We start from the raw sequence: 24,632 nt of genomic DNA, 5'->3' as shown, positions 1-24,632 counted from the left end.
ATCGCCCGTGCGAAAAGCCGGTCCACCGGTCATACTCTCGGCTCCCCCGGAACGGTCCTCCAGCCGAGAAGTGTCCGATTCCTGCCTTTCTCCCGCAATTTATGAGTCGTTTTCATGAATCGACCCCTTCGGCAGGGCGACTTCTCGTGAAAACGCAGCATCGTCGCTCCCTTACGGCCCGTTGCCGGAAACAATACTCATTACGGGCAGGGCGATGCGATTTTGGGACGGACGACACGGTCAAGATCGTCTTCGCGGCCGCCGCCGTCTCGCTCTCACGCGCGAAGAGTGCTCCAGAAGGAACGCGCCGGTCAGGAGACGGGGATTTTCGCGCTTTCCAGAATGCCGCCGCGCGCGACGGCGCGGGCGGTCAACGCGATCGACAGGATCGACAGCTCACGTGCGCTCGTCGGGTCCAAACCGGTCAGCTCACGGATTTGACGCAGGCGATAGTCGAGCGTGCTGTGGTGCACCCCGATATCGACGGCGGCCTTGCTGCGATTGCCGTCCGCGGTCGCCAATGCCGCCACCGCTGCCCGCAATATGGGCCGGTCGGCGATCGGCTCGATGAGTTCACCGAGCCCGCGCAGCACCGACGGCTGCCGGATGACCGCGTACTCCACCGGAAGATCGGTCTTCAGGTACAGACCGGGCGGTCGCCCGGCGGCCACGGCGATCGCCGCGACCTCGCGGACCTCCCGTTTCCCCTCCTGGAACCGGGTATGCCTCCTGGTCACGGCAAACCAGCCGGGAAAGGACAGCCGACGGCTCAGCTCTCCGGCGCGTCGCAGGCCGTCCTCGTCGTCTTCGGCCGGAATCAGCACATAGCCGAGCGGGCCCGCGCCCACGCCGAGCAAGTCGGGACCGGCGACGCGGACGAGTTCCTCCCGCAACCGGTCTTCGGACACTTCCGGACCGCAGTGCACACCGATCAGCACACAAGCTTCACCGACACGGTCCACTGGCTCCATCGGCGCCTTCAGCGCCTCGGATCCGGCCAAGTCCATAGCTACCCCCTTGGCGCCGATCGGCTCGGTTCATATTATGCCCGCCGAAAGCCGATCGCCATCGCGAAGCGGAACCTCGGTAAAATCCGGAACGATCGCCGGGCAATTTCACCGGCTCACGAGCGAAGATTCGCTTCCGCGCCACACGCCCGCCATCAAAGACCGGTAACCCCGCGCGCCCGGGAGCCGAGAGCGTCCCATATTCGTCTTTCGCAATACGTCATGCGGCGGCAAGTCGACATCACGCCGGGAAGTGGCCGTCCTCACTTCACCACTTCACCGGACCGAACCAGCCACCCGTACCGACCGCGTCCACACCGAACCCGGCGCCCATCCGGACCACAAGGTTGACCCCACGCCGCCCGCGACGCGTTGACCCGTCCGATCACACGTGATTAATCTTCACCGTGCACCACCACAGCAGGTCACCCGAATAATCCTGCCATTCATGCCGATTTTCGGGTTCGCAACTCTTCTTCCGCTGTTCTTCCCGTGAGCGGTACGGACGATTCCGATTCCGTCCTCGCCACTCACGGGACCCGACCGATCCGAAAGGGAGGCGGTCCTGTGCTCGAGGTCATCACCGACGATATCCCCGCACAGGAGAAAGAGCGGCCACGGCCTGCCCCCCGCCCGGACGAAGCGGGCAGCATCGTCGCGCTGGCCGTGGGCCGGGTCCCGGCCGTGCTCGCCAGGCAAGCCGAACGGGTCGCCTCCGAGATCGTGCCGCTCTACCTGCAAGCGCTTTCCAAGCCGGTGGAGCTGACCGCCGAATGCCGGACCAGGCTCCGCTTGTCCGGGGAGTCGTGGTCGGCCGGCGGGCTGCCGCTCGAAGACGTGCTCGCCTCCTTCAGCGACCTCACCGGCGCCGTGACCGACCTGGTACTGGCACGGGCTCGTCCGACGAACCGGTTGCCGATCAACGGCATCCTCGGCCTGACGAATCAAATCACCCGGGAGTTCTTCATCGGCGTCAGCGGTGCCCGGATGAGCGGACCGGCACGCCACGCCGAACGCGCGGCGCCGAATCCGGCGGCCGACCTGCTCGCGGGCAGGCGACTGCCCGCCGACCTCGAATCGCGGCTCGCGGCCAGGTACGTGATCGCGGTCGTCCGGCACGCACCGGACCTCGCGGGCACCCGCGCGGTGCGCATGCTTCAGACCGCGGGCGGCGACGGCACGTTCGTCCTGCCTGGCGAGAACCGAACTGTCGCGCTGGTCCCCTGCCGTGGTCTGCAGGACACCCCTCGGCTGGGCGAGGACCTCGTCCGGCTCTTCGCCGGGAAGGCCTGGATCGCCATGGCGGAACGGGAACGGACGGAGATCCCCGACGGTCACCGTGAAGCGGCCGACATCCTCGACCTGGTGTGCGCCGCCCAGCGCGAACCTCGGGTTTACCGGCTCGAGCACGTGCTCCTGGAGTACGCCGTCCTGCACGAGGACGAGGTGGCGGACACGCTGTCCGCCGTCCTCGAGCCGCTGCTCGCGCATCCGGCGCTGTACGAGACCCTGACCGCATTGGTCCGGTCCGATTTCAACCGCAACGCCGCCGCCAAGAACCTGTTCATCCATCGCAGCACCCTGGACTACCGGATCGACCGCATCCGTGAACTCACCGGCCATGACCCCATGACCAGTTCCGGCGTCCAGATGTTCGGCGTCGCGGCCACTCTCCACGCGGTCACGACCGCGACCGGGCGCCGGAACGGCGGCGAACCGGCTCAGGCAGCGCGGTAGGGACTTGTCAATCCGTCCACGGCAGTGCGAAACCCGCTTCCTGGGCGAGAATCGCGGCCTGTACTCGCGAATGCAGCCCCAGCTTGGCCAGCACCTTGGACACGTGGGTCTTCACCGTCGTCTCGCCGATGACCAGCCGGGAGGCGATCTGCGCGTTCGACAGGCCTCCCCCGAGACAGACCAGCACTTCCCGCTCCCGGTCGGTCAATTCGTCCAGGTTCGCCATGCCCCGGGGAGGTGGGCCGGATTCCTTCTCCTCGGCGAAGGCGCCGATCAGCTTACGGATGCTGTGCGGCGCCAGTACCCCGTCACCGGACGCCACCGACCGCACGGCCTCGATGAGCCTCGCCGCGTCGACCGATTTCAGGAGAAAGCCCGCCGCTCCGGCGCGAAGGACCTCGAACAGGTACTCGTCCACGTCGAAGGTGGTCAGCACGAGCACCTCGCACAAGCCCTCGGACACCAGGACCCTGGTCGCCGCGACGCCGTCCAGCACCGGCATCCGGATGTCCATCAGGGTCACATCCGGACGGAGTTCCCTCGCGAGGGCGACGGCCTCGGCTCCGTTCGCCGCCTCTCCCACCACCCGGACACCTTCGGCGTTGTCGAGCATCAACACCAACCCGGCTCGTACCGTCCCATGGTCGTCGGCGACCAGAACCTCGATCGTCACGGGCCCACCGCCGCGGCCGGCAGGACCGCCCGCACCAGCCAGCCCGTCTCCGAAGGACCGGCGAAGAACGAACCGCCGACCGCGACCGCGCGCTCGCGCATGTTCAGCAGACCGGTTCCGGTGTCGCGGGTGGTCCCCGGCTGTCCGGTCAGCGCGTTCTCCACTTCGACGGTGAGCGTGCCGTCCACGTGGCGGATCTCCACCTTCGCCGTGCTTCGGGGAGCGTGTTTCATTGCGTTGGTCAGTGCCTCCTGCGCGATCCGGTACGCGGTCAGATCCACCGCCGCCGGCACCGAGACCGACTCGTCGATCTCGACGCTGACCTCGATCTCCATCCCGCTCACCCGCGCCGAGGCGATCAGTTTCCCCAGCTCCGACAACCTGGCGGGCGCGGCCGCCTCGTCCTGCGCCTCCCCGTCCGCCCGCAGCAACCCGATCATCGCGCGCATCTCCGTCAGCGCGCGCACACTGCTCTCTCGTACCGCGGCGAGTACCGTCCACGCCGTTTCGACGTCGCCTCTCGCCGACAACGCGGCCTCCGACTGGATCGCGATCGCGGACAGATCCCCGGCGATCACGTCATGCAGATCGCGCGCCATCCGCGCGCGTTCCGCGGCCACCGCGGCCGTCCGGTCGAGTGCGCCGATCCGCACCACCTGCGCGGCGTTCGTGCGTTCCGCGTCCGCGATCTCGCGGTGCTGGCGGATCTTCGCCGCCCACCACACCGGGATCATGACGAACGGCAACACGACGAGACAGGCGAGGACGGTCTCCCGCCAGCCGGGCGCGAAGATCAGCGCCGCCACGACCGCGCCCACCGCCCCCATGGCCGCCATCGGGATCATGTCCTTGCTGAGCCGCCGCGATCCGTACAGCGTCGCCGCGTACAGCAGGTCGGCGAACACCGTCAGCATCGGCACACTCACCCCGAAAAAGCAGTCGACGGCGACCAACGCGCATCCGACCGCCAACGCGAACGCGGGCGCCCGCCGCCGAAGCAACTCGACCAGGCAGATCGCGGTGAACAGCGTGGGCCGCAACCAGCCGGGCGTCAGGTCCGCGACCCCGGTCACATACAGCGGGGACATGCCGATCGAGTACATCAGGATTCCCGCCGCGACCGAACTCGCGACGATCAGCGAATCCTGCTGCCATTCGGGCAGGTTCCGCAGCCGGGCCACGGCGAGGTTTGTTTCGGCGAACACATTTCATATCCCAGCACCCGCCGGATCTCGCCGCATCCTCCGAATTGATGAGGCGGCTTTAGTTCCTTTCGCCGATGCGCGCGAAGAGCGCGCCGACCATCGTCGAGAAGGACAGTTCACCACACTGCCGAGATTGCCGGCAGCCGAGGAAAGAGCGGATCACAAGATGCGAATCGCACTGGCGGTCACGGCAACGGCGAGCGCGCTGATACTGAGCTCCTGCAAGGTCCCTTCGACGGCGCCGACCAGCGAAGAGAGCAAGCCGCCCGCCGACCAGAAGGAAGTCATCTGCACCGTCGCACGGGCCTGGATTTCGGCCGACCCGGCGGTCAAGAGCCAAATAGGCGTGAGCCTTTCGGCGTCGGTACGGAAAGCCGAGCAGTTCATTCCGGAAGCCAACCGCTCCGAGGACTTGAAAGCGGTCATCGCGGCAGCCAAGGGACTACTCGGAAACAACGGCACCGACGTGACCGATGCCACGCGCACGATCGAGCAGAAGTGCTGAACCGGACGTCAATCCGAAAAATGAGGAAAAACATGAGCGAAGGCAAGAAGAACGAGGGAAAATGGGCGCCGTGGTACATCTACGCCGTGCTCATCGCCGGGACCAACCTGGCCAAACAGGAACTGATCGCGGACGTGGTGCCCGTCTGGGTGAACGCCGTGGCCACCGTCGCGCTCGTCGGGGCGATCCTCTTCGTGGTCACCGCCGTGTACCGGTCGATGTCCAAGACGGGACAGCGGCGCCGGTCGTGAAGTACATGAAGGCCCCCTTCCTTGCGCCTAGCGCAAGGAAGAGGGCCTTCATGTACTGGAGAAACCCTCAGCGGGAAACCCGCCGATAAGCCCGCATGCTCAACGGGACGAAGATCGCGATGATGACCGCGGAGCACAGCAACGCGTAGATCGCCGCGTTCTCCGCAGGCCAGCCGGACGACAACGGCGTCCCGACCGAAGTGGGGTTGCCGAACAGACCGCGAGCCGCGTTGATCACCGCCGTGATCGGATTCCATTCCGCGACCACGCGCAGCGGCCCCGGCATCGAGCCTGCCGGTACGAATCCGGACGAGACGAAAGTCAGTGGGGTCAACCAGATCAGTCCCGCGCTCTGCGCCACCTCCACACTCGGCGCCAGCAATCCGATGAGCGCGCCGACCCAGGACATCGCGAACGCGAACACGAGCAGGACCAGGTAGGCCAGCGCCGCGTCCAGCACGCTGCCCCTGATCCGCCAGCCGATCAGCAGCCCGCAGAGCGACATCACCAGCAGTGCGACCACACTGACCGCGAGGTCCGAGAACGTGCGGCCGACCATCACGGCCGCCCTGGACATGGGCAACGTCCGGAACCGGTCGATCACCCCCTTGCCCAGATCCGTGGCCAGCCCGACCACGGTGAACGCGGAATTGAAGGCGAGGCTCTGCGCGATGATCCCGGCCAGCAGGAACTCACGGTAGGCGGCGCCGCCCAGCATGCCACCGAAGACGAAACCGAACAGCAGCACGAACATGATCGGCTGCACCACGGCGGCGAAAAGCCAGTCCATGCTGCGGCGGACGTGCAGGACGTTGCGCCAGGCGATCAGGTAGCTATCGGTGACTCCCTTGACGAGAGTGGTCATCGTCCGACCTCGTTCTTCCGGCCGCGGAACCATCGCCGCTTCGTTTCCTTGACTTCTTCGGACCGCGGAAGGGTTTCCGAGTCCGTGCCGGGTTCGGTGAGGCTGAGGAACACGTCGTCCAGACTGGGCCGGTGCAGCGACACGTCCAGCACTCCTACCCCTCGCCTCTCCAGCCTGTTCAGTGTCTCGACCACCGCCCGCGTACCCGCGTGCACCAGTACGTGCGCACGACGGAGGTTCTCGTCGACGACCGGTTCCGCTGCCCCCACCGCCTGGAGCGCCTCCCGCAGTGCGGGCAATTCGGCGACCGAAGACACCACCAGTTCCAGCTTTTCGCCGCCCGTCCGTGACTTCAGTTCGTCGGCGGTGCCCTGTTCGATCACCCGGCCGCAGTCGATCACCGTGATGGTGTCCGCGAGCTGATCGGCCTCCTCCAGATACTGCGTGGTGAGCAGGACCGAGGTTCCGTCGGTGACCAGTTCCCTTACCAGCTCCCAGGTGTCGATCCGGGAACGCGGGTCCAGTCCGGTGGTCGGCTCGTCCAGTACGACCACCGGTGGGCGCACCACCAGCGCGCCGGCCAGGTCCAGTCGCCGTCGCATCCCGCCGGAGTAGGTCTTGGCCAGCCGATCGGCGGCGTGTTCGAGCCGGAACCCGGCGAGCAGTTCCCTCGCCCGTTCCGCGGCCCGCGCGCGGTTGAGACCGTACAGCCTCCCCACCAGATACAGGTTTTCGTAACCGGTCAGGGTTTCGTCCACCGCCGCGTACTGCCCGGACAAGCCGATCGACCGGTGGACGTCCCTCGGCTCCGTGCGCACGTCGTAGCCCGCCACGGTGGCGGTGCCCTCGTCCGGTTCCAGCAACGTGGTCAGCACTCGCACCATCGTGGTCTTCCCGGCGCCGTTCGGCCCGAGCAGACCGAGTACCGCACCTTGGGGGACGACCAGGTCGACGCCGTCCAACGCGACATGATCGCCGAACCGTTTACGGATGCCCCTTGCCTCGATGGCGTAGCCGACACGTGTTCGTTCTTCCCGTTTGACCAGGTCAACCGCGGTCATGCTGTCCCACCTTTCCCGGGGGAAAGAGCGTGACGCGGATCGGTCCCGCGAGCAGCCAGATCCCGGTCACCATCGCGAGCTGGAGCTGAAAGTTCCACAACGTCAGCGCGTTCGCGCTCTGTTGGGCCAAGAAGTACAGGCACAGGGTCAGCGCCACGGAGATCATCAGCGCGGCGAGACACCGGCTCCACATCCTCCATTGGTCGCGGACCTTTCCGGACGACCGAGCCGGTTTCGGTCCGTTGTCGAAGCGGTGGGCGAACCAGTCGTCGGCCCGTCTCACCAGTTCCGGTCCGAAAGCGACGGTCAACCCGAGATAGACCGCGGCGAGGCTGTGCATCAACCCCGCCGTGCCCCCGGTGCGCAGATCGAGCACGGACACGGTGATCAGCACCAGGTCCACCAACGGCACGCACAGCAGGAGAGCCCCGCCCAAGCCCGGACGGCGCAGGACATACCTGGCCACCAGTCCGGCCAGGAGGATCACCCAGAAGCCGATCTCGCAGGCCACGATCACGCCGAGGAGCACCGTGCTCCGTTGCCCGCTCTCCTGCGCCATCCAAACCGCGAGGGTCACGACGACGCGCCGACCGGTGGCGAGGGAGCCGGAGTCCCCGGACGGTCACCGATCGCGTGGACGCCACCGTCCACGTGCACGATTTCTCCGGTGGTGGCGGGAAACCAGTCGGACAGCAGCGCCACACAGGCCCTGGCGACCGGATCGAATTCCTGGTCGTCCCAGCCGAGCGGCGCGCGGGCGTCCCATCGTTCGCCTTCGGTCCGCAAGGCCTCGCCCCCGCCCGCGCTGATCGCCCTCGCGGCCATCGTGCGCAGCGGTCCCGCCGCGACCAGGTTCACCCGGATCCCCGCGCCGCCGAGGTAGGAGGCGAGATATCTCGTGCAGGACTCCAACCCGGCCTTGGCGACGCCCATCCAGTCGTACTCGGCGAAAGCCCGGCACGCGTCGAAATCCAAGCCCACGACGGAGGAACCGCGACCGAGCATGGGCAGCACCTCCCGCACGATCGCCTGCATCGAGTAGGTGGAGATCTGGAACGCCGGCGCGACGTCCTGCCAGTGCGCGGTCATGAAGTTGCCGCCCATCGCCTCGGCCGGTGCGAAGGCGATGGAATGCAGCACCCCGTCCAGCTGCCCGACGTGCTCGGAAACCCGCTCCCGCAACCGCGCGAGGTGTTCCGGGTCGGTCACGTCCAGTTCGATCACCGGCGCGGGCTGGGGCAGGCGCTGCGCCATCCGCTCCACCAGCCTCAGCCGTCCGTAACCGGTCAGCACCACCCGGGCACCCTGTTCCTGCGCCATCCGCGCGACGTGGAACGCGATGGACGAGTTGGTGAGCACCCCGGTGACCAGGATGTTCTTGTCCTTCAGCAAATCCATCTCAACCCCTAATACGACTGGTCCAGTGAGCCGATTTCCGCGGCGACCGCCGCCAGCACCTCGTCTTGGTGCTCGGCCAGGTAGAAGTGACGACCCTCGAAGACGCGATGCGCACGCAGTTCTCCTTTCTTCGTCACCTCCGCCCAGGCTTCCGCCTGCGCCTCGCTGACGTCCTCGTCCCGCGCGCCACGGAAAACGGCGAGCGGCGCCCGCACCGGGGCGAGCTCCCCGGGTTCATAGGTTTCGATGAGCCGGTAGTCCGCCCTGATCATGGGCAGGAGCAGGTCCCGCAGATCGGGATCGTCCAGCGCGGCGTGACCGGTGCCCGAATGACGGCGCAGATCGGCGATCAGCTCCTGGTCACTGCTCTGGTAGAGCTTCTTCGGCGCGCGCCGGTGCGGGGCGGGATGACCGGAGGCGATCAGCAGTGCGGGATACCGTCCCGCCGCCTCACTCCGCTTGGTCACCTCGTACATCAGCGAGGCACCCATGCTGTGTCCGAAAAGGACGGTCGGCCGGTCGAAGAACGGCCGGATCACCTCGGTGACCGCGTCCGCCAGTTCGGTCATGGCCAGGACGCACGGTTCGGCCAGCCGATTCTCCCTGCCCGGATACCGCACGACATGGACCTCCATGTCATCCGGCAGCCGGGCACCCCACTCGCGGTAGAAGCTCGGCGAACCTCCCGCGTGCGGCAGGCACACCAGATTCGTCCGTGCGTGCGGTCTCGGCGTGCCGGTGTGGATCCAGTCGGACGCCGGGAGGTTTCCCTTGTCGGCCATGGCCGTCCACCCCCTCCATCGGGCTCGGTTACGCGCTCATCGCTTCGATGAGGCTCTTCGGTCGCATGTCGGTCCAGTTCTGCTCGATGAAATCGAGGCAGGCCTGCCTTTCCGCCACCCCGAACGCGATGGCCCAGCCCGCGGGCACCTCGGCGAAGCCCGGCCACAGCGAGTGCTGGTTCTCGTCGTTGGTCAGCACGTAGTAGGAGCCCTCGGCGTCCTCAAAGGGGTTCGTCATCGCTTTCCTTCCTCCTTCACACGGACCACGGCTTCGTTGATCACCGCGGCTACGACGTCGAGCGTTTCTCGACGGGTCATTTCCTCGTGGTCGCACTCGGTCTCGTGCACCGTGACCGGTCCGTCCACGTAAGGGGCCCAACGCCCCGGGTCGCGTTTGCCCATCGGGTCGTCGGCCTTGAAGAGGATCAGCTCACCCCGGTAGGGCCGCAGGCGGTGCGCCAGCATCGCGCCGGTGTTGGCGAGGTAGTTCTCCAGCACGGTCTCGGCCACGTCGTCGGTGACCCAGTCGTGGCCACCCAATTCCTGCCGGATCACCGCGAGCACCTTCTCCTTGCCCTGCTCGGTGTCGAGATCGGCAAGCCCGAGTCCCACGCCACCGAAGGCGTCGGTGAAGATCCGCTCACGGGTCGCCGGGCCGATTCCCGGATCCGGGTAGGAATCCAGGACCACCAGCAGGTCGACCTGCTCGCCTTTCTCCTGCAGCAGCACCGCGATCTCGTGGGCGAGGTGGCCGCCGGCCGACCAGCCGAGCAGGCGGTACGGGCCCTGTGGCCGCACCGCGCGGATCTGTTCGAGGAAGTCGGCCGCCTTCTCCGCGAGCGAGACCGGGGCCAGCGGATCGCGCGGATCCCGTGACTGCAGCCCGTACACCGGGATGTCCGGATTCAGCTCCCCGAGCAATCCGGCGTAGCACCAGGACAATCCGGCCGCCGGGGGCGCGCAGAACAACGGCGGGGCGTCCCCGCCTCGGCGCAGCGGGAGCAGTACGTCCAGCGCGTCGCCACCGGGTTCACCGCCCGCCAGCCGATGCGCGAGCGCGGCGGGCGTCGGCGCCTCGAAGACGGTGCGCACACTCAGTTCGGTCCCGAGCAGCGAGCGCACGGTTCCGGCCAGCCGGGTGGCCAGCAGCGAGTGCCCGCCGAGGGCGAAGAAGCTGTCTTCGGCACTGACCCGCTCGATGTCGAGCACCTTGGCGAAGGCCTGGCAGAGCAGGTCTTCGGTGACCGTCCGGGCACCGCGGCCCGTACTCGTGGTGACCTCCGGCGCCGGCAGCGCACGCCGGTCGAGTTTGCCGTTGACGCTCACCGGAAGCGCTTCGAGCGCGACGAACGCGGACGGCACCATATGCGCGGGCAACGCCGCGGCGGCGAACTCGGTCAGTGCCTCCGCACTCGGAGCCGCGCTCTGCGACGGGACGACATAGGCGACCAGCCGCTGGTCCCCTGGCCGATCCTCACGCACGATCACCGCGACCTGAGCCACCTCGGCGTGGCGGGCCAGCACCGCCTGGATCTCACCCAGCTCGATCCGCTGCCCCCGGATCTTCACCTGATCGTCGACCCGGCCCAGATAGAGCAGCGCGCCGTATTCCGTCCACCGGGCCAGATCCCCGGTGCGATACATCCGCGAACCCGCCGGGCCGTACGGATTCGCCACGAACCGTTCCGCGGTGAGCCCGGCACGCCCCAGATAACCACGGGCGAGCTGGTCTCCCGCCAGGTACAGCTCCCCCGGAACCCCCGGCGGGACCGGCCGCAGATTCGCGTCCAGCACGAAGGTTTGCGTGTTCCAGACGGGCTTGCCGATCGGGACCGCGGCCTCGTGCCGACGGCAGGCCCAGTAGGTCACGTCCACGGCGGCTTCGGTGGGGCCGTAAAGGTTGTGCAGTCCGGCGTCCAGCAGATCGAGGCAAGCGTCCTTGGCGGCCGGGGACAGCGCCTCGCCGCTGCAGATGATCCGGCGCAGTACACCCCGGCACTCCGCGACGGTGGGTTCGCCGAGGAAGACCTCCAGCATCGACGGTACGAAGTGGACGGTCGTCACGCTCCGCTCGCGGATCACCCTGGCCAGATACGCGGGGTCCTTGTGTCCCTCCGACCGCGCCACCACCAGGCCCGCCCCCGTCATCAGTGGCCAGAAGAACTCCCACACCGACACGTCGAAACCGAACGGTGTCTTCTGCAGTACCCGATCCGCGGCGGTCAGGCCGTATTCGGCCTGCATCCACTCCAGCCGGTTGACGATCGCCGAATGCGACACCCCGACACCCTTGGGTTTCCCGGTGGAGCCCGAGGTGTAGATCACGTAGGCCAGACCGTCCGGGGTGAGCGGGGCGCCTCGTTCCGCGTCGGTCACCGGCTCGGCGGAAACGCCGTCCCAGTCGACGAGCAACGCGTGGTCGTCCAGTACCAGCAGCGGCGACTCCTCCGGTAACGCGGCGACGAAAGCGGTTTCGGTCACCACACACGCCGGCCTGGAATCCTCCAGCATCATGGCGATCCGCTCGGCGGGCAGCCCGGGGTCCACCGGCAGATACGCCGCGCCCGCGTTCAGCACCGCCAGCAACGTCACCACCAGATCGGCCGAGCGCGGCAACGCCACCGCCACCAGCCGCTCCGGACCCGCGCCCCGCGCGATCAGCAACCGCGCCAGCCGGTTCGCCCGCGCGTGCAGTTCGGCGTAGCTCAGCGTCTGGTCCTCGGCGAGCACCGCGACGGCGTCCGGAGTATTCGCCGCCTGCTCGGCGAGCGACGTCGTCAGCGTGCGGTCATTCCGCGGGTGGAGGGTGGCGTTCCACTCCCAGAGCACCCGATCCCGCTCTGTCGGCGCGATCAGGTCCACCGCACCGATCGGCGCGTCCGGCTCCTGGGCCACCCCTTCCAGTAAGCGTTCCAGCCAGCCGGCCAGCCGGGAGACCAACGCCGGCTCCAGCACGTCCGGCCGGTAGTCGAGGCGGAACTTGAACCCGCTGCCGGGGATCGCCAGCACGGTCAACGCGTAATGCGTGGAGTCACGCCCTTCCATCCCGATCGCCCGCACCCCGCCGGGCAGTTCGGCGGCTTCGTCGCCGAGCGCGTCCACCGGGTAGCTCTCGAAGACCAGCGTGGTGTCGAAGAGATCGCCGCGTCCGGCCTGCCGCTGGATCTCGGCCAGCCCGATGTGCTGGTGAGCGAGCAGCTCGGACTGCCGCCGCTGGACCGCGTCCAGCAACCCGGCCAGCGACTGCCCCGGTTCCCAAGCCACCCGGACCGGAAGTGTGTTGATGAACAGACCGACCATCCGCTCCACGCCCGCCAATTCCGGGGGACGACCGGACACCGTGCCGCCGAACACCACATCCGAACGCCCCAGCAACCGGCCCAGCACCAAACCCCACGCCACCTGGACAACGGTGTTCAACGTCCAACCCCGGCCCCTGGCCACAGTGGACAGACGCTCCGTCAGCTCCTCGGACAGTGCCACGGTGTACGAGCGGGGCGCGAGGCCGCCGCCGCGGTCGGCGGAAGCGACCAGCGAAGGCTCCAGGCCCCCGTCCAGCACCCTGTTCCACGCGGCCAGCGCGGCGTCATGGTCCTGTTCGGACAGCCAGCCGAGATAGTCACGGAAGGGTGTCACGCGCGGCATCCCCACCGGGCTCCCGCCGCGCTCGTAGAGTTCGAACAGCTCGTCCAGCAGTACCGGCATCGACCAGCCGTCGACCAGGATGTGGTGCAGGGTCAGCGAAAGCCGGAACACCTCACCGGGGAGCCGGAACAGCACGAACCGCACCAGCACGTCCTCGTCCAGCGCGAACCGCCGCAACCGTTCGGCGTCGTAGCGGGCGACGAATTCCGCGTCCGCCACCGATTCGTCCACTGTGGACAGGTCGACGACGTCCCATGGCAGCTCGACCCCGGCCCGGATCACCTGCACCGGTTCGTCAAGGCCGTCGTGGACGAACACCGCGCGCAGATTGGCGTGCCTGCGCAGCAGCGCCTCGGCGGCCGCGCGCAGGGCCACCTCGTCGACAGCGCCACACAGCTCGACGTAGAGCTGGACGGTGTAGAAGTCCAGTCCGTCGGTGTCGTAGAGCGCGTGGAAGAGCATTCCCTGCTGCAACGACGAGAGCGGGAGAATGTCCTCGATTTCGGATCGTGTCATGACTTTCGCCCTGCCTTCCGCAGCTTCGCCTCGAGTTGGTCGATCTTGTGCTGGGACAGCGACACCATCGAGACGTCGGACGGGGTGAGCCCGCCCGCCTCGGGAGCGCGGGCATGATCCGCCAGCGCGCCCAGCGCGGCACGCCAGAGTTCGCCGAGTTCGGTGACGTCGCTGTCGGTGAGCAACGCGGCCGGCCAGGCGAGATGCGCCACCAGCCGCTGCCCCTCCGGCGTGTCCTCGGTGACCGCGTTGATCTCCAGCACGTGGCCGAAGGGCAGCGATTCATCGCCGACCGTGCCCTCGGCGAGCAGGTCCGGCACCGGGGTCCACGGCGCCTTGCCCGCTCCGGCCGTGGACATCCGGCCCAGGTAGTTGAACCCGATCAGCGGATGCGCGCAGGCGGCGAGCTTGTCCGCGGTCTCCGGGTTGAGGTAGCGGAGCAACCCGTAGCCGAGACCGTGGTCGGGAACCGCGCGCAGCGATTCCTTGACCCGCTTGAGCGCCTGCCCGACGGCCGGTCCCGAGCCGGTGACCTCGGCCCAGGACAGCGGCGCCACGTCGAGTCGCACCGGGTGGAGCGCGGTGAACCAGCCGACCGTGCGGGACAGGTCCATTCCCGGCGCGAACGGCTCTTCGTGCCGCCCGTGCCCCTCCAGGTCCACGAGCAAGGCCCCGGACAGGTTCTCTCCCCGGGCGGCCAGCCATTCCCGGACGGCGAGCCCGAGTCCGGTCAGCAGTACGTCGTTCACTCCGGCACGGAACGCGGCCGGGACCGTGGTCAGCAGCTCGGCGGTCCGATCCGACCCCAGTTCGACGGTCACCACCCGAGCGGTGGCCACGGTGTCCCGGCGCGGATCCAGCGGGCCGGAGCCGAATTCCGGCTGCGCGGTGTCGACGACGTCCAGCCAGAACCGCAGCTGGCCGGTCCACCTGTCGCTCACCGAAGCCTCGGTGAGCACACGGGCCCAACGGCGCAGCGAGGTACGCACGGGCTCCAGCACCGGCCGAGTGCCCTCACGCGCCGCGGCCCAGGCCTCGGCGAGGTCGGGCAGCAGGATCTGCCAGGAAACCTCGTCCACCACCAGGTGATGGGCCATCACCAGGAGCAGCCCCGGATGCTCTCCGGCGTCGAACCAGACCAGCCGGATCATCCGGCCCTGATCGGGGTTCAGTCCGCGCCGGGCCAGCTCGCTGTGCCGGGTCACCAGTTCGGCCAGTTCGGTCCCGGTGCTTCCGCGCACGTCCACCCGGCGCACCAGTCCGGCCGCGGACACCGATCCCTCGGGCTGGGTGGCCAATGCCCATTCCGCCGTGTCGTCGTACCTGGTCAACCGCATGCGCAGCGCGTCATGGTGGTCCAGCACCGCGGCGAACGCGGTGACCAGGTCCTGTTCGGTCAGTTCGGCCGGGACATGGACCAGCTTCGACTGGTTGAAGCCGTCGATCACCCCGCCGCCCGCACGCAGCCACTCCACGATCGGGGTCAGCGGCAACTCGCCGACACCGTCCTCGGCGATCTGCTCGTCCCCGTCGAGCGGCTTGGCCACCTCGGCGAGGGCGCGCACGGTCTTGTGTTCGAACACATCGCGCGCGGTGAACACGAAGCCCGCCTTGCGGACGCGGCTGACCAGCTGGATGGAGACGATGCTGTCCCCGCCGAGGTCGAAGAAGCTGTCCTCGACACCGACCCGGTCCAGACCGAGCACGTCGGCGAACACCGCGGCGAGCACCTTCTCGGTGGCGGTGGCAGGCTCGCCGTCCCCGACGGTCGCCTCGCGTTCCGGCGCGGGCAAGGCCTTCCGGTCCACCTTGCCGTTCACCGTGATCGGCAGCGTGTCCAGCACCACGAACGCGGAGGGGACCATGTAAGCGGGCAGCGCGGCGGCGGCGTGCTCACGCACGACGTCGATGGCCGCTTCGGCTTCCATGACCAGGTACGCCACGATCCGGCGGTCTCCCGGCCGATCCTCGCGGACCAGCACGAAGGCCTGTGCGACCAGCGGATGCGCGGTGAGCGCGGCTTCGATCTCCCCTAGTTCGATCCGGAACCCGCGCACCTTCACCTGGTCGTCGGCGCGGCCGAGGAACTCCAGCACCCCGTCGCTCCGCCTGCGCACGAGGTCCCCGGTGCGGTACATCCGCGAACCCGGCGGCCCGTACGGATCGGCCACGAACCGCTCGGCGGTGACCCCGTACCGGCCGTGATAGCCACGGCCGAGTCCCACACCCGCGACGTACAGCTCACCGGGGACACCCGGCGGCACCAGCCCGAGATGGCGATCGAGCGCGTACACGCGGGTGTTGTCCCGCGGCGAACCGATCGGCACCACGGCGGGCACCGGCTCGTCCGGCCGCAGGAAGTAGCGCGTGACGAAAGCGGTGGTCTCGGTGGGTCCGTAAGCGTCCACAATGGTCAGTTCGGGACAGTGCTCGCGTACCCGGGTCACCGCGGCCGCCGGAACCGCGTCGCCGCCCAGCCACAGCTCGCGTACCCCGGCGAGGCTTCCCGGCGCCTCCTCCGCGACCAGCCGGAACAGACCGGCCATGAGCAGCACCACGGTGAGTTCGTACTCGGCGACCATACGCGCCAGGGTCGGGATGTCCAGCTCACCTCGCGGCGCCACGGCCACCGTGCCACCACCGAGCAGCGGGATCCACAGCTCGTAGGTGGCGCCGTCGAAGGCGTGCGAGGAATGCAGCAGCATCCGCTCGTGCGCACCGGCGGTCACGGAGCCGTCGGTGGCCATTTCCGCCACGTTGGCGTGGGTGACCCCGACGCCCTTGGGCCGCCCGGTGGAACCCGACGTGTACATCAGGTACGCCAGCTGGTCCGGGTCGATGGCCCGGCCGGGGGCGTGGCCGGGACCGTCGCCGGGGTCGCGGAGCACGCAGCCCGGTGCGATGAGGTCCGCGGGGAGCTCCCGGTCGGTGATCAGCACCGGGGCCGCCACCTCGTCGAGGATGAGGTTGAGCCGCTCCACCGGATATGAATCGTGCAGCGGAACGTAGCTCCCGCCCGCCTTGAGTACTCCGAGCACCGCGACGATCAGTTCGGGAGAGCGGTCCAGCAGCAACGCCACCGGCGTCTCGGTGCCGACCCCGGCCGCGATCAGCCGATGCGCCCACCGGTTGGCCAGCGTGTCCAGCTCCCGGTAACTCAGTGCCCCGCCGCCGTCCCAGCGGACCGCGACGGCCTCCGGCGTCCTGGCCACCCACTGCTCGAAACGATCCACAATGGACAGACCGAGGGCCGGGACCTCGGTGTCGTTCCAGGTCACCAGGAGCCGCTTCCGCTCAGCGGGGCTGAGCAGGTCGATCCGGCCGAGTGTCGTCTCCGGGTACTCGGCGACCTGGTCGAGCAGCCGTGCCAGCCTTTCGCCCAGCACCTCCACCGTCGAGCTGTCGAACAGATCGGTGGTGAAGCCGATGGTGCCCTCGATCCCGGCGGCTTCGCCGTCGTCGTCGAAGGTTTCGCTGAGACTGAAGAAAAGATCGAACTTGGCCTGTCCGGCGAGGTCGAAGTCGGCCAGGTCGAGGGTCAACCCCGGCAGGTCCAGTTCGGGGTCCGGAGTGTTCTGCACCGCCAGCATCACCTGGAAAAGGGGATGCCGCGCCAGCGACCGGTCCGGTTTGAGGATCTCCACCAGCCGGTCGAAGGGCAGATCCTGGTTGGCGAACACGGCCAGGTCGTCTTGGCGCACTCGGTGCACGAGATCGGTGAAGGACGGATCGCCGGCGGTGTCGGTGCGCAGCACCAGTGTGTTCACGAAGAACCCGACCAGTTCCTCCAGTGCCCGGTCGGTCCGCCCGGCCACGACCGTCCCGAGTGGAATGTCGGTACCGGCGCCGAGCCGCGACAGCAGGGCCGAAATCCCCGCCTGCAGCGTCATGAACACACTCGCCCGGTGTTGCTTGGCCAGCTCCGCGAGCCGACGGTGGGTGCGGGCGTCCAACCGCCAGCCGACACTCCCGGCACCGTGGCGGGCCACCTCGGGCCTGCTCCGGTCGGCGGGCAGTTCCAGCGCGTCCGGCAAACCGGCCAGCCGTTCCCGCCAGAAGTCGAGCTGGCGGGCGAACCCGCTCTCCGGGTCCTCTTCGGACCCGAGGAACTCCCGCTGCCAGAGGGTGTAATCGGCGTACTGCACCGGCAACGGCGCGAACTCCGGTGCCGCACCGGCGATCCTGGCGCGGTACGCGGCGCCGAGGTCCCGCATCAGCGGGGTGAACGACCAGCCGTCACCCGCGATGTGGTGCACCACGAGCAACAGCACATGCCGGTCCTCGGCCAGCCGGAACAGCCACACCTTGACCGGCAGTTCCCGGCCGAGGTCGAACCGGCAACCCGAGGCCTCGGTCAACCGCTCGCCGACCTCGGCTTCGGTGACGGTCGCACTGACGATGGCCGAAGCCATCAGCTCGCGTGTCGTCTCGGTATCGAGAATCCGCTGACTCGGCTGACCGTCGGCGGTGGGGAACACCGTGCGCAGGGACTCGTGCCGCGTCACCACGTCGGCGAGTGCGTCGGTCAGTGCCCCGGTGTCCAGCTCACCGGACAGTCGCAGGGCGATCGGGATGTTGTACAGCCCGCCTGCCTCGTCCAGCTGGTCCAGGAACCACAGCCGTCGCTGCGCGAACGACAGTGGCATGACCTCCGGCCGTTCCCGCGGCGCCAGCGCCACCCGCGCCGTCGCGGACTCGTCCACGATCCTGGCCAGGCCGGCCGGGGTGGGTGCTTCGAACACCGCCCGGATCGGCACCTCGACGGCCAAGGCGGACCGGATCCGGCTCACCAGCCTCGTGGCCAGCAGAGAATGCCCACCCAGGTCGAAGAATCCGGCGTCCACCCCGACGCCGTCGAGGCCGAGCACCTCCGCGAACACCGAGCACAGGACCTCCTCGGTGCGGGTTCGCGGCGCTCGCCCACCGGAGGTGCCCGCGAATTCCGGCGCGGGCAACGCCTTGCGGTCCACCTTGCCGTTCACGGTGAGGGGAAGGGTGTCCAGCACGACGAACGCGGCGGGAACCATGTACGCCGGCACCAGAGCGGCCACGAAGGCACGTAGTCCGGTCTCGTCCAGTCCGGTGCCGACCACGTAGGCGACCAGTTGCTTGTCCCCGAGCCGGTCCTCCCGGATCAGCACCAACGCCTGCGCCACCTCCGGATGCGTGGTCAGGGTCGCCTCGATCTCACCGGGCTCGATCCGGAACCCGCGCAGCTTGACCTGGTCGTCGGCACGGCCGATGAACTCCAGTGCCCCGTCCGCCCGCCGTCGCACCAGGTCGCCGGTGCGGTACATCCGGGAACCCGCCGCGCAGTACGGATTGGCCACGAACCGTTCCGCGGTCAACCCGGCCCTGCCGTGGTAGCCACGCCCGAGCCCGGCACCGGCGATGTACAACTCCCCGGGGACACCCTGCGGTACCAGCCCAAGACGCCGGTCCAGGACATAGGCGCGGACGTTGTCCAACGGTGCGCCGATCGGCATCACCGCGGGCACGGGCTCGTCGGGCCGCAGGAGATGCCGGGTGGCGGCGACGGTGGCCTCGGTGGGGCCGTAGGCGTCCACAATGGACAGATCGGGGCAGTGCTCGCGCACCCGGGCCACCGCGCCCGCCGGGACCACGTCGCCGCCCGTCCACACCTCGCGCAAGCCGCGGAGGCAGGCCGGTGCCTCCTCGGCCACCAGCCGGAACAGCCCCGCGGTCAACAGCAACGCGGTGACCCCGTGGTCGGCGACCACCCGCTCCAGCGTCGGGAGGTCCAGCTCACCGGCCGGTGCCACGACGAGGGTTCCGCCGCCCAGCAGGGGTGCCCACAGCTCGTACGTGGTGGCATCGAAGGCGGGTGAGGAGTGCAGCAGTACCCGCTGGTGCGCTTTGGCGGAGAAGCACCGGTCCGTCGCGAACTCCACCACGTTGAAGTGAGTGATGCCGACGCCCTTGGGCCGCCCGGTGGATCCGGAGGTGTACATCAGGTACGCCAGCTGATCCAGCTCGATCTCCCGGTCCGGCGCGTGGTCCGGACCTTCGCCCGGGTCGCGCAGCACCTGCCCCGGCACCGCGAGCCCGGCGGGCAAGTCCGCCCGGTCGGTGATCAGCACCGGGGCCGCCGAGTCGACGAGGATGAGGTTGAGCCGCTCCACCGGATACGAATCGTGCAGCGGGACATAGACCCCGCCTGCTTTGAGCACCCCGAGCACCGCGGCGACCAACTCGGGAGAGCGGTCAAGCAGCAACGCCACCGGCGTCTCCGTGCCGACCCCGGCCGCGATCAGCCGATGCGCCCACCGATTGGCCAGCGCGTCCAGCTCCCGGTAACTCAGGACCTCGGTGTCGGAGACGACGGCGGGCGCGTCCGGTACGAGGGCGACCCGATCCTCGAACTGCTCCACAATGGACCGTCCGGAAAGCGGTGCCTCGTCGCTGTTCCAGATCACCAGCTCCCGCTCCCGCTCGGCGGCGTCGAGCAGGTCCACCTCGCCGACGCGGGTGCCCGGTTCGGCGAGCACCGCGTCCAGCAGCCGGGCCAACCGGTGTCCCAGCGCCTCGACGGTGCCGCGGTCGAACAGATCGGAGGCGTATTCGATGCCGCCCTCGATCCCGTCCGGCCGACCGTCGGGGTCGAACGATTCCCGGAGGTCGAAGGTGAGGTCGAATTTGACGGCCTCGGTCGAGGTGTCTTCGATCGCGATGTCCAGCCCCGGCAGGTCCAGGTCGGGCTCCGGCGCGTTCTGCACCGTCAACATCACCTGGAACAAGGGATGCCAGGCCAGCGAACGCTCCGGGTTGAGCACCTCCACCAGCCGCTCGAACGGCATGTCCTGATGGGCGTAGGCGGACAGGTCGGTCTGCCGTACGCGTTCCAGCAACTCGCGAAAGGTCGGCTCGCCCGAGGTGTCGGTCCGCAGCACCAGCGTGTTCACGAAGAACCCGACCAGGTCTTCCAGCGCCTCGTCGGTACGACCGGCGACCACTGTGCCCAGCGGGATGTCCGTACCCGCGCCCATCCTGGTCAGCAGCGCGGAAACCGCCGCCTGCAACACCATGAACACGCTGGTCGCGCTCTCCCGCGCGACGGTGAGCAGCCGCTCGTGCAGGACGCCGCCGAGCCGCAGCTCCACCCGGTCTCCCCGGGACGAGGGCACCGCGGGCCGCGGCCGGTCCGTCGGCAGCGCCAGCACCGCCGGCGCGTCGTCGAGTTGCTCGCGCCAGAAACGCACCTGGCGGGCGGCGACGCTGGCACCGTCGTCCTCGGTCCCGAGCAGCCCGCGCTGCCACAGGGTGTAATCCGCGTATTGCACCGGAAGCGCGGTGTACTCGGGAGTCCCGCCGTCCAGGCGGGCACGGTAGGCGCGCTCCAGGTCCCGCAGCAACGGGGTGAACGACCAGCCGTCCCCGGCGATGTGGTGCAGCACCAGCAGCAGCACCTGCTCGTCCGCGCCGAGGCGCAGTACGGAAGCCCGGATCGGCAGTTCGACAGCGAGGTCGAATTCGCGGGCGGAAAGTCCACTGAGGACCCCGGACAGTGCTTTCTCGTCGGTCTCGGTGTCCAGCCATTGCCCGGCGAGCAGGGACCGCGCCTCGTCCGCGTCCAGCACCCGCTGCCGGGGTTCGCCGTCGACCTCGGGGAAAACGGTGCGGAGGGACTCGTGCCGGGCGATCACGTCGCCGAGCGAAGCCCGCAGAACCGCGACGTCCAGTTCGCCGGTGAGCCTCAGGGCGATCGGGAGGTGGTAGTTCTCTCCCGCCTCGTCCAGCCGGTTCAGGAACCACAGCCGCTGCTGGGCGAAGGACAACGGCAGCACCTCCGGCCGCGCCATCACCCCGAGCCCGTGCCGGGCGCCTTGCGCGGACTCCACTTCGCGGGCCAGCCCCGCGACCGTGGGGGCGTCGAACACCGAACGGATGGACAGTTCGACGTCCAACGCCGTCCGCACCTTGCTCACCAGCCGGGTCGCCAGCAGGGAATGCCCGCCCAGATCGAAGAAGCTGTCGTGGGCCCCCACCTCGTCGAGGCCCAGTGTCTCGGCGAACGCCGCGGCGACCAGCTCTTCGACCTGTCCCCGCGGAGGACGGCTCCCGGCACCCGGCGCGCCGGCGAGATCGGGGGCGGGCAGCGCACGCCGGTCGAGTTTTCCGTTGAGGCTCACCGGAAGCGCTTCGAGCGCGACGAACGCGGCCGGCACCATGTACGCGGGCAACGCCGCGGCGGCGAACTCGGTCAACGCGGCCGGACTCGGCGCGCATCCCGGCGACGGGACGACATAGGCGACCAGCCGCTGGTCTCCCGGCCGGTCCTCACGCACGATCACCGCGACCTGAGCCACCTCGGCGTGGCGGGCCAGCACCGACTGGATCTCGCCCAGCTCGATCCGCTGCCCCCGGATCTTCACCTGATCGTCGACCCGGCCCAGGTAGTCGACCGCGCCGTATTCGGTCCACCGGGCCAGATCCCCGGTGCGATACATCCGTGAACCCGCGGGGCCGAACGGATTGGCCACGAACCGCTCGCCGGTCAACCCCGGGCGGCCCGCGTAGCCACGGGCGAGCTGATCGCCCGCCAGGTACAGCTCCCCCGGCACCCCCGGTGGCACCGGTGCCAAATTCGCGTCCAGCACATAGGCCTGCGTGTTCCACAACGGCCTGCCGATCGGCACCTCGGCCGAATCGCGCTCGCAAACCCAATAGGTGACGTCGACCGCGGCCTCGGCGGGCCCGTACAGATTCTGCAGCTCGACGCCCAGCAGATCGAGACAAGCGTCCTTTGTGGCCGGAGACAGGGCCTCTCCGCCGGCGATGACGCAGCGCAGTACTCCCCGGCAAGCGGCGGCACCGGGTTCGGTGAGGAACACCTCCAGCATCGACGGTACGAAATGGGCCACGGTCACCCGCTGCTCGCGGATCACCCTGGCCAGGTAAGCGGGGTCCTTGTGCCCCTCCGGCCGGGCCACCACCAGCACCGCACCGGCGACCAGCGGCCAGAAGATCTCCCGGACCGACACGTCGAAACTCAACGGGGCCTTCTGCAGCACCCGGTCATCGGCTGTCAGCAGGTACTCGTCCTTCGCCGCCTCCAACCGGTTGACGATCGCGGAATGCGACACCCCGACGCCCTTGGGCTTGCCGGTAGAGCCGGAGGTGAAGAGCACGTAGGCCAGCCCGTCGGGGCTGAGCGGGGCACTCCGCTCGGCATCGGTCACCGGTTCGCCCGGCATGGCGTCCCGCTCCGCGCGCACCGCGGAATCGTCGAGCAGGAGCAGCGGCAGCCCCTCCGGCAACACGGCGGCGGACGCGGTGTCGGTGACCACGCAAACTGGCGTCGCGTCGCCCAGCATCGTGGCGATCCGCTCCGCCGGCAGACCCGGGTCCACCGGCAGATACGCCGCACCCGTGTGCAGCGCCGCCACCAGCGTCACCATCAGTTCTGCCGACCTGGGCAGGGCCACCGCCACCAGCCGCTCCGGCCCGGCCCCTCGCGCGATCAGCATCCGCGCCAACCGGTTCGCCCGCGTGTGCAGTCCGGCGTAGGTCAACGTGGCGTCTTCGGCGATCACCGCGAGCGCGTCAGGTGTGCGTACCGCCCGCTCCGCCAGCAACTCCGGCAACGTGGCATTACGGCGCGGACGCGCCGTCGCGTTCCACTCCCGCAGCACCAGTTCGCGATCCGCCGGGGAGATCGACTCGACCGTGTCGATCGCGCGGTCCGGCTCTTCGGCCACCGCCCGCAGCAGCCGTTCCAGCCAGCCCGCCAGCCTGGCGACCAAGGACGGCTTCAGCACGTCCGGCCGGTATTTGAGGCGGAAGGTCAGCCGCTCGCCGGGCAGTCCCAGCACACTGATCGGGTAATGCGAGGCGTCCAGGACCTCCAGATCGGTGATCCGCACCCCGCCGGACACCTCCGGCGCGGTCTCCGCGTCCACCGGATAGTTCTCGAACACCAACGCGGTGTCGAACAGCTCGCCCAGCCCGAGCCGCTGCTGCACCTCGACCAGCCCGATCTGCTGATGAGCGAGCAGCTCGGACTGCCGTCGCTGCACCACATCCAGCAACCCGGCCAGCGACTGCCCCGGCTCCCAAGCCACCCGGACCGGAAGCGTGTTGATGAACAACCCCACCATCCGCTCCACCCCGGGCAACTCCGGCGGGCGACCCGACACCGTGCCGCCGAACACCACATCCGAACGACCCAGCAAGCGGCCCAGCACCAAACCCCACGCCACCTGAGCGACCGTGTTCACCGTCCAGCCGCGGCTCCTGACCACAGTGGACAGACGCTCCGTCAGCTCCTCGGACAGCTCCACGGAAACGGTCTCCGGGATGGCCGAGTCGTGGCCGTGCGCGTCGGCACCGACGAGCGTGGGCTCTTCCAGCCCGGCCAACGCGGTGCCGAACGCGGTCAGCGCGGCCTCGTCGTCCTGCCTCTTCAGCCAGCCGAGGTAGTCACGGAACGGTGTCACCCGCGGCATTCCGGCCTGGCTGCCACCGCGCTCGTAGAGCTCGAACAACTCTTCCAGCAGTACCGGCATCGACCAGCCGTCGACCAGGATGTGGTGCAGTGTCAGCGAAAGCCGGAACACCCCGCCGGGGAGCCGGAACAGCACGAACCGCACCAGCGGTGCCCTGCTCATGTCGAAGCGGTGCGTCCGTTCGGCAGCGGCCGCGGCGGCGAACTCGGCTTCCGGGTCGTCGTGCCCGGTCAGATCGACCTCGCGCCACGGCACCGTGACCTCGCGGCGAACCACCTGGACCGGGTTGTCCAGCCCCTTGTGCCGGAAGCCGACCCGCAGGTTCGCGTGCCGCCGCACCAGTTCCGACGCGGCCGCGCGCAGTGTGCCGGTGTTCACCGCACCGGTGAGCTCGATGAGTACCTGGACCGTGTAGACGTCCAATGCGTCCCGGTCGTAGAGGGCGTGGAAGAGCATTCCCTCCTGCAGCGAGGTCAGCGGCAGGACGTCTTCGATGGCCACTTTCTTCTTTCCCGGCATAG

14 protein-coding genes are annotated in these 24,632 nt (G+C 68.9%); 3 read left to right on the top strand and 11 right to left on the bottom strand.

Features of this window, described 5'->3' with window-relative positions; all coding sequences use genetic code 11:
• Positions 1–311: 311 nt before the first annotated feature.
• Positions 312–1,007 (bottom strand): helix-turn-helix domain-containing protein, encoded by a 696-nt coding sequence (locus ACZ5ZX_RS07165; RefSeq protein WP_465501131.1) that lies wholly within the window; start codon positions 1,005–1,007, stop codon positions 312–314.
• Between the two features lie 567 nt (positions 1,008–1,574).
• Between ACZ5ZX_RS07165 and ACZ5ZX_RS07160 the strand changes: the two genes are divergently transcribed.
• Positions 1,575–2,744 (top strand): PucR family transcriptional regulator, encoded by a 1,170-nt coding sequence (locus ACZ5ZX_RS07160; RefSeq protein ID WP_465501130.1) that lies wholly within the window; start codon positions 1,575–1,577, stop codon positions 2,742–2,744.
• 7 nt (positions 2,745–2,751) lie between these two features.
• Here the strand turns inward: ACZ5ZX_RS07160 and ACZ5ZX_RS07155 are convergent, their stop codons facing one another.
• Positions 2,752–3,417, bottom strand: a complete 666-nt coding sequence (locus ACZ5ZX_RS07155; protein WP_465501129.1) for a response regulator — start codon at positions 3,415–3,417, stop codon at positions 2,752–2,754.
• Entirely contained in the window at positions 3,414–4,622 is a 1,209-nt protein-coding gene (locus ACZ5ZX_RS07150) for a sensor histidine kinase (RefSeq protein ID WP_465501128.1), read from the bottom strand. Before ACZ5ZX_RS07150 ends, ACZ5ZX_RS07155 begins: the two co-directional genes overlap by 4 nt.
• A gap of 166 nt (positions 4,623–4,788) precedes the next feature.
• Here ACZ5ZX_RS07150 and ACZ5ZX_RS07145 point away from each other — a divergent pair, with 166 nt between their 5' ends.
• Positions 4,789–5,127, top strand: a complete 339-nt coding sequence (locus tag ACZ5ZX_RS07145) for a hypothetical protein (RefSeq protein ID WP_465501127.1) — start codon at positions 4,789–4,791, stop codon at positions 5,125–5,127.
• Positions 5,128–5,159: 32 nt separating this feature from the next.
• Entirely contained in the window at positions 5,160–5,378 is a 219-nt protein-coding gene (locus ACZ5ZX_RS07140) for a hypothetical protein (protein ID WP_465501126.1), read from the top strand.
• A 67-nt stretch (positions 5,379–5,445) separates the two neighbouring features.
• Here the strand turns inward: ACZ5ZX_RS07140 and ACZ5ZX_RS07135 are convergent, their stop codons facing one another.
• Genes ACZ5ZX_RS07135 through ACZ5ZX_RS07100 form a run of 8 tightly spaced genes read right to left on the bottom strand, consistent with a single transcriptional unit; the run spans position 5,446 to position 24,630 of the window.
• Complete coding sequence (locus tag ACZ5ZX_RS07135; protein ID WP_465501125.1) at positions 5,446–6,243, bottom strand: ABC transporter permease; 798 nt, start codon at positions 6,241–6,243, stop codon at positions 5,446–5,448.
• On the bottom strand, positions 6,240–7,304 hold the full coding sequence (locus ACZ5ZX_RS07130; RefSeq protein WP_465501124.1) for an ATP-binding cassette domain-containing protein: 1,065 nt from the start codon (positions 7,302–7,304) through the stop codon (positions 6,240–6,242). The genes ACZ5ZX_RS07135 and ACZ5ZX_RS07130 overlap by 4 nt, the downstream gene beginning before the upstream one ends.
• Positions 7,291–7,881, bottom strand: a complete 591-nt coding sequence (locus tag ACZ5ZX_RS07125; protein ID WP_465501123.1) for a hypothetical protein — start codon at positions 7,879–7,881, stop codon at positions 7,291–7,293. Before ACZ5ZX_RS07125 ends, ACZ5ZX_RS07130 begins: the two co-directional genes overlap by 14 nt.
• Positions 7,878–8,702, bottom strand: coding sequence for an enoyl-ACP reductase FabI (fabI, locus tag ACZ5ZX_RS07120; protein WP_465501122.1), 825 nt, complete (start codon positions 8,700–8,702; stop codon positions 7,878–7,880). Before fabI ends, ACZ5ZX_RS07125 begins: the two co-directional genes overlap by 4 nt.
• 8 nt (positions 8,703–8,710) lie before the next feature.
• Positions 8,711–9,484, bottom strand: a complete 774-nt coding sequence (locus ACZ5ZX_RS07115) for a thioesterase II family protein (RefSeq protein ID WP_465501121.1) — start codon at positions 9,482–9,484, stop codon at positions 8,711–8,713.
• Positions 9,485–9,512: 28 nt separating this feature from the next.
• On the bottom strand, positions 9,513–9,722 hold the full coding sequence (locus ACZ5ZX_RS07110; protein WP_465501120.1) for an MbtH family protein: 210 nt from the start codon (positions 9,720–9,722) through the stop codon (positions 9,513–9,515).
• On the bottom strand, positions 9,719–13,645 hold the full coding sequence (locus tag ACZ5ZX_RS07105; protein ID WP_465501119.1) for an amino acid adenylation domain-containing protein: 3,927 nt from the start codon (positions 13,643–13,645) through the stop codon (positions 9,719–9,721). Before ACZ5ZX_RS07105 ends, ACZ5ZX_RS07110 begins: the two co-directional genes overlap by 4 nt.
• Positions 13,642–24,630 carry a non-ribosomal peptide synthetase gene (locus tag ACZ5ZX_RS07100; RefSeq protein WP_465501118.1) on the bottom strand — a complete coding sequence of 3,663 codons (10,989 nt, stop codon included), beginning with the start codon at positions 24,628–24,630 and terminating at the stop codon, positions 13,642–13,644. The genes ACZ5ZX_RS07105 and ACZ5ZX_RS07100 overlap by 4 nt, the downstream gene beginning before the upstream one ends.
• Between the last annotated feature and the right edge of the window lie 2 nt (positions 24,631–24,632).

It is taken from the genome of Amycolatopsis sp. NPDC033938 (assembly GCF_055575975.1).
The sequence above is the reverse complement of the archived record's forward strand: the minus strand, read 5'-3'. Positions and strand labels throughout refer to the sequence as shown.

Coding starts and splice junctions, on each gene's coding strand:
- ACZ5ZX_RS07165 (WP_465501131.1), bottom strand. CDS start 1,007: ATGGACTTGGCCGGATCCGAGGCGCTGAAGGCGCCGATGGAGCCAGTG.
- ACZ5ZX_RS07145 (WP_465501127.1), top strand. CDS start 4,789: ATGCGAATCGCACTGGCGGTCACGGCAACGGCGAGCGCGCTGATACTG.
- ACZ5ZX_RS07140 (WP_465501126.1), top strand. CDS start 5,160: ATGAGCGAAGGCAAGAAGAACGAGGGAAAATGGGCGCCGTGGTACATC.
- ACZ5ZX_RS07135 (WP_465501125.1), bottom strand. CDS start 6,243: ATGACCACTCTCGTCAAGGGAGTCACCGATAGCTACCTGATCGCCTGG.
- ACZ5ZX_RS07130 (WP_465501124.1), bottom strand. CDS start 7,304: ATGACCGCGGTTGACCTGGTCAAACGGGAAGAACGAACACGTGTCGGC.
- fabI (WP_465501122.1), bottom strand. CDS start 8,702: ATGGATTTGCTGAAGGACAAGAACATCCTGGTCACCGGGGTGCTCACC.
- ACZ5ZX_RS07115 (WP_465501121.1), bottom strand. CDS start 9,484: ATGGCCGACAAGGGAAACCTCCCGGCGTCCGACTGGATCCACACCGGC.
- ACZ5ZX_RS07110 (WP_465501120.1), bottom strand. CDS start 9,722: ATGACGAACCCCTTTGAGGACGCCGAGGGCTCCTACTACGTGCTGACC.
- ACZ5ZX_RS07105 (WP_465501119.1), bottom strand. CDS start 13,645: ATGACACGATCCGAAATCGAGGACATTCTCCCGCTCTCGTCGTTGCAG.
- ACZ5ZX_RS07100 (WP_465501118.1), bottom strand. CDS start 24,630: ATGCCGGGAAAGAAGAAAGTGGCCATCGAAGACGTCCTGCCGCTGACC.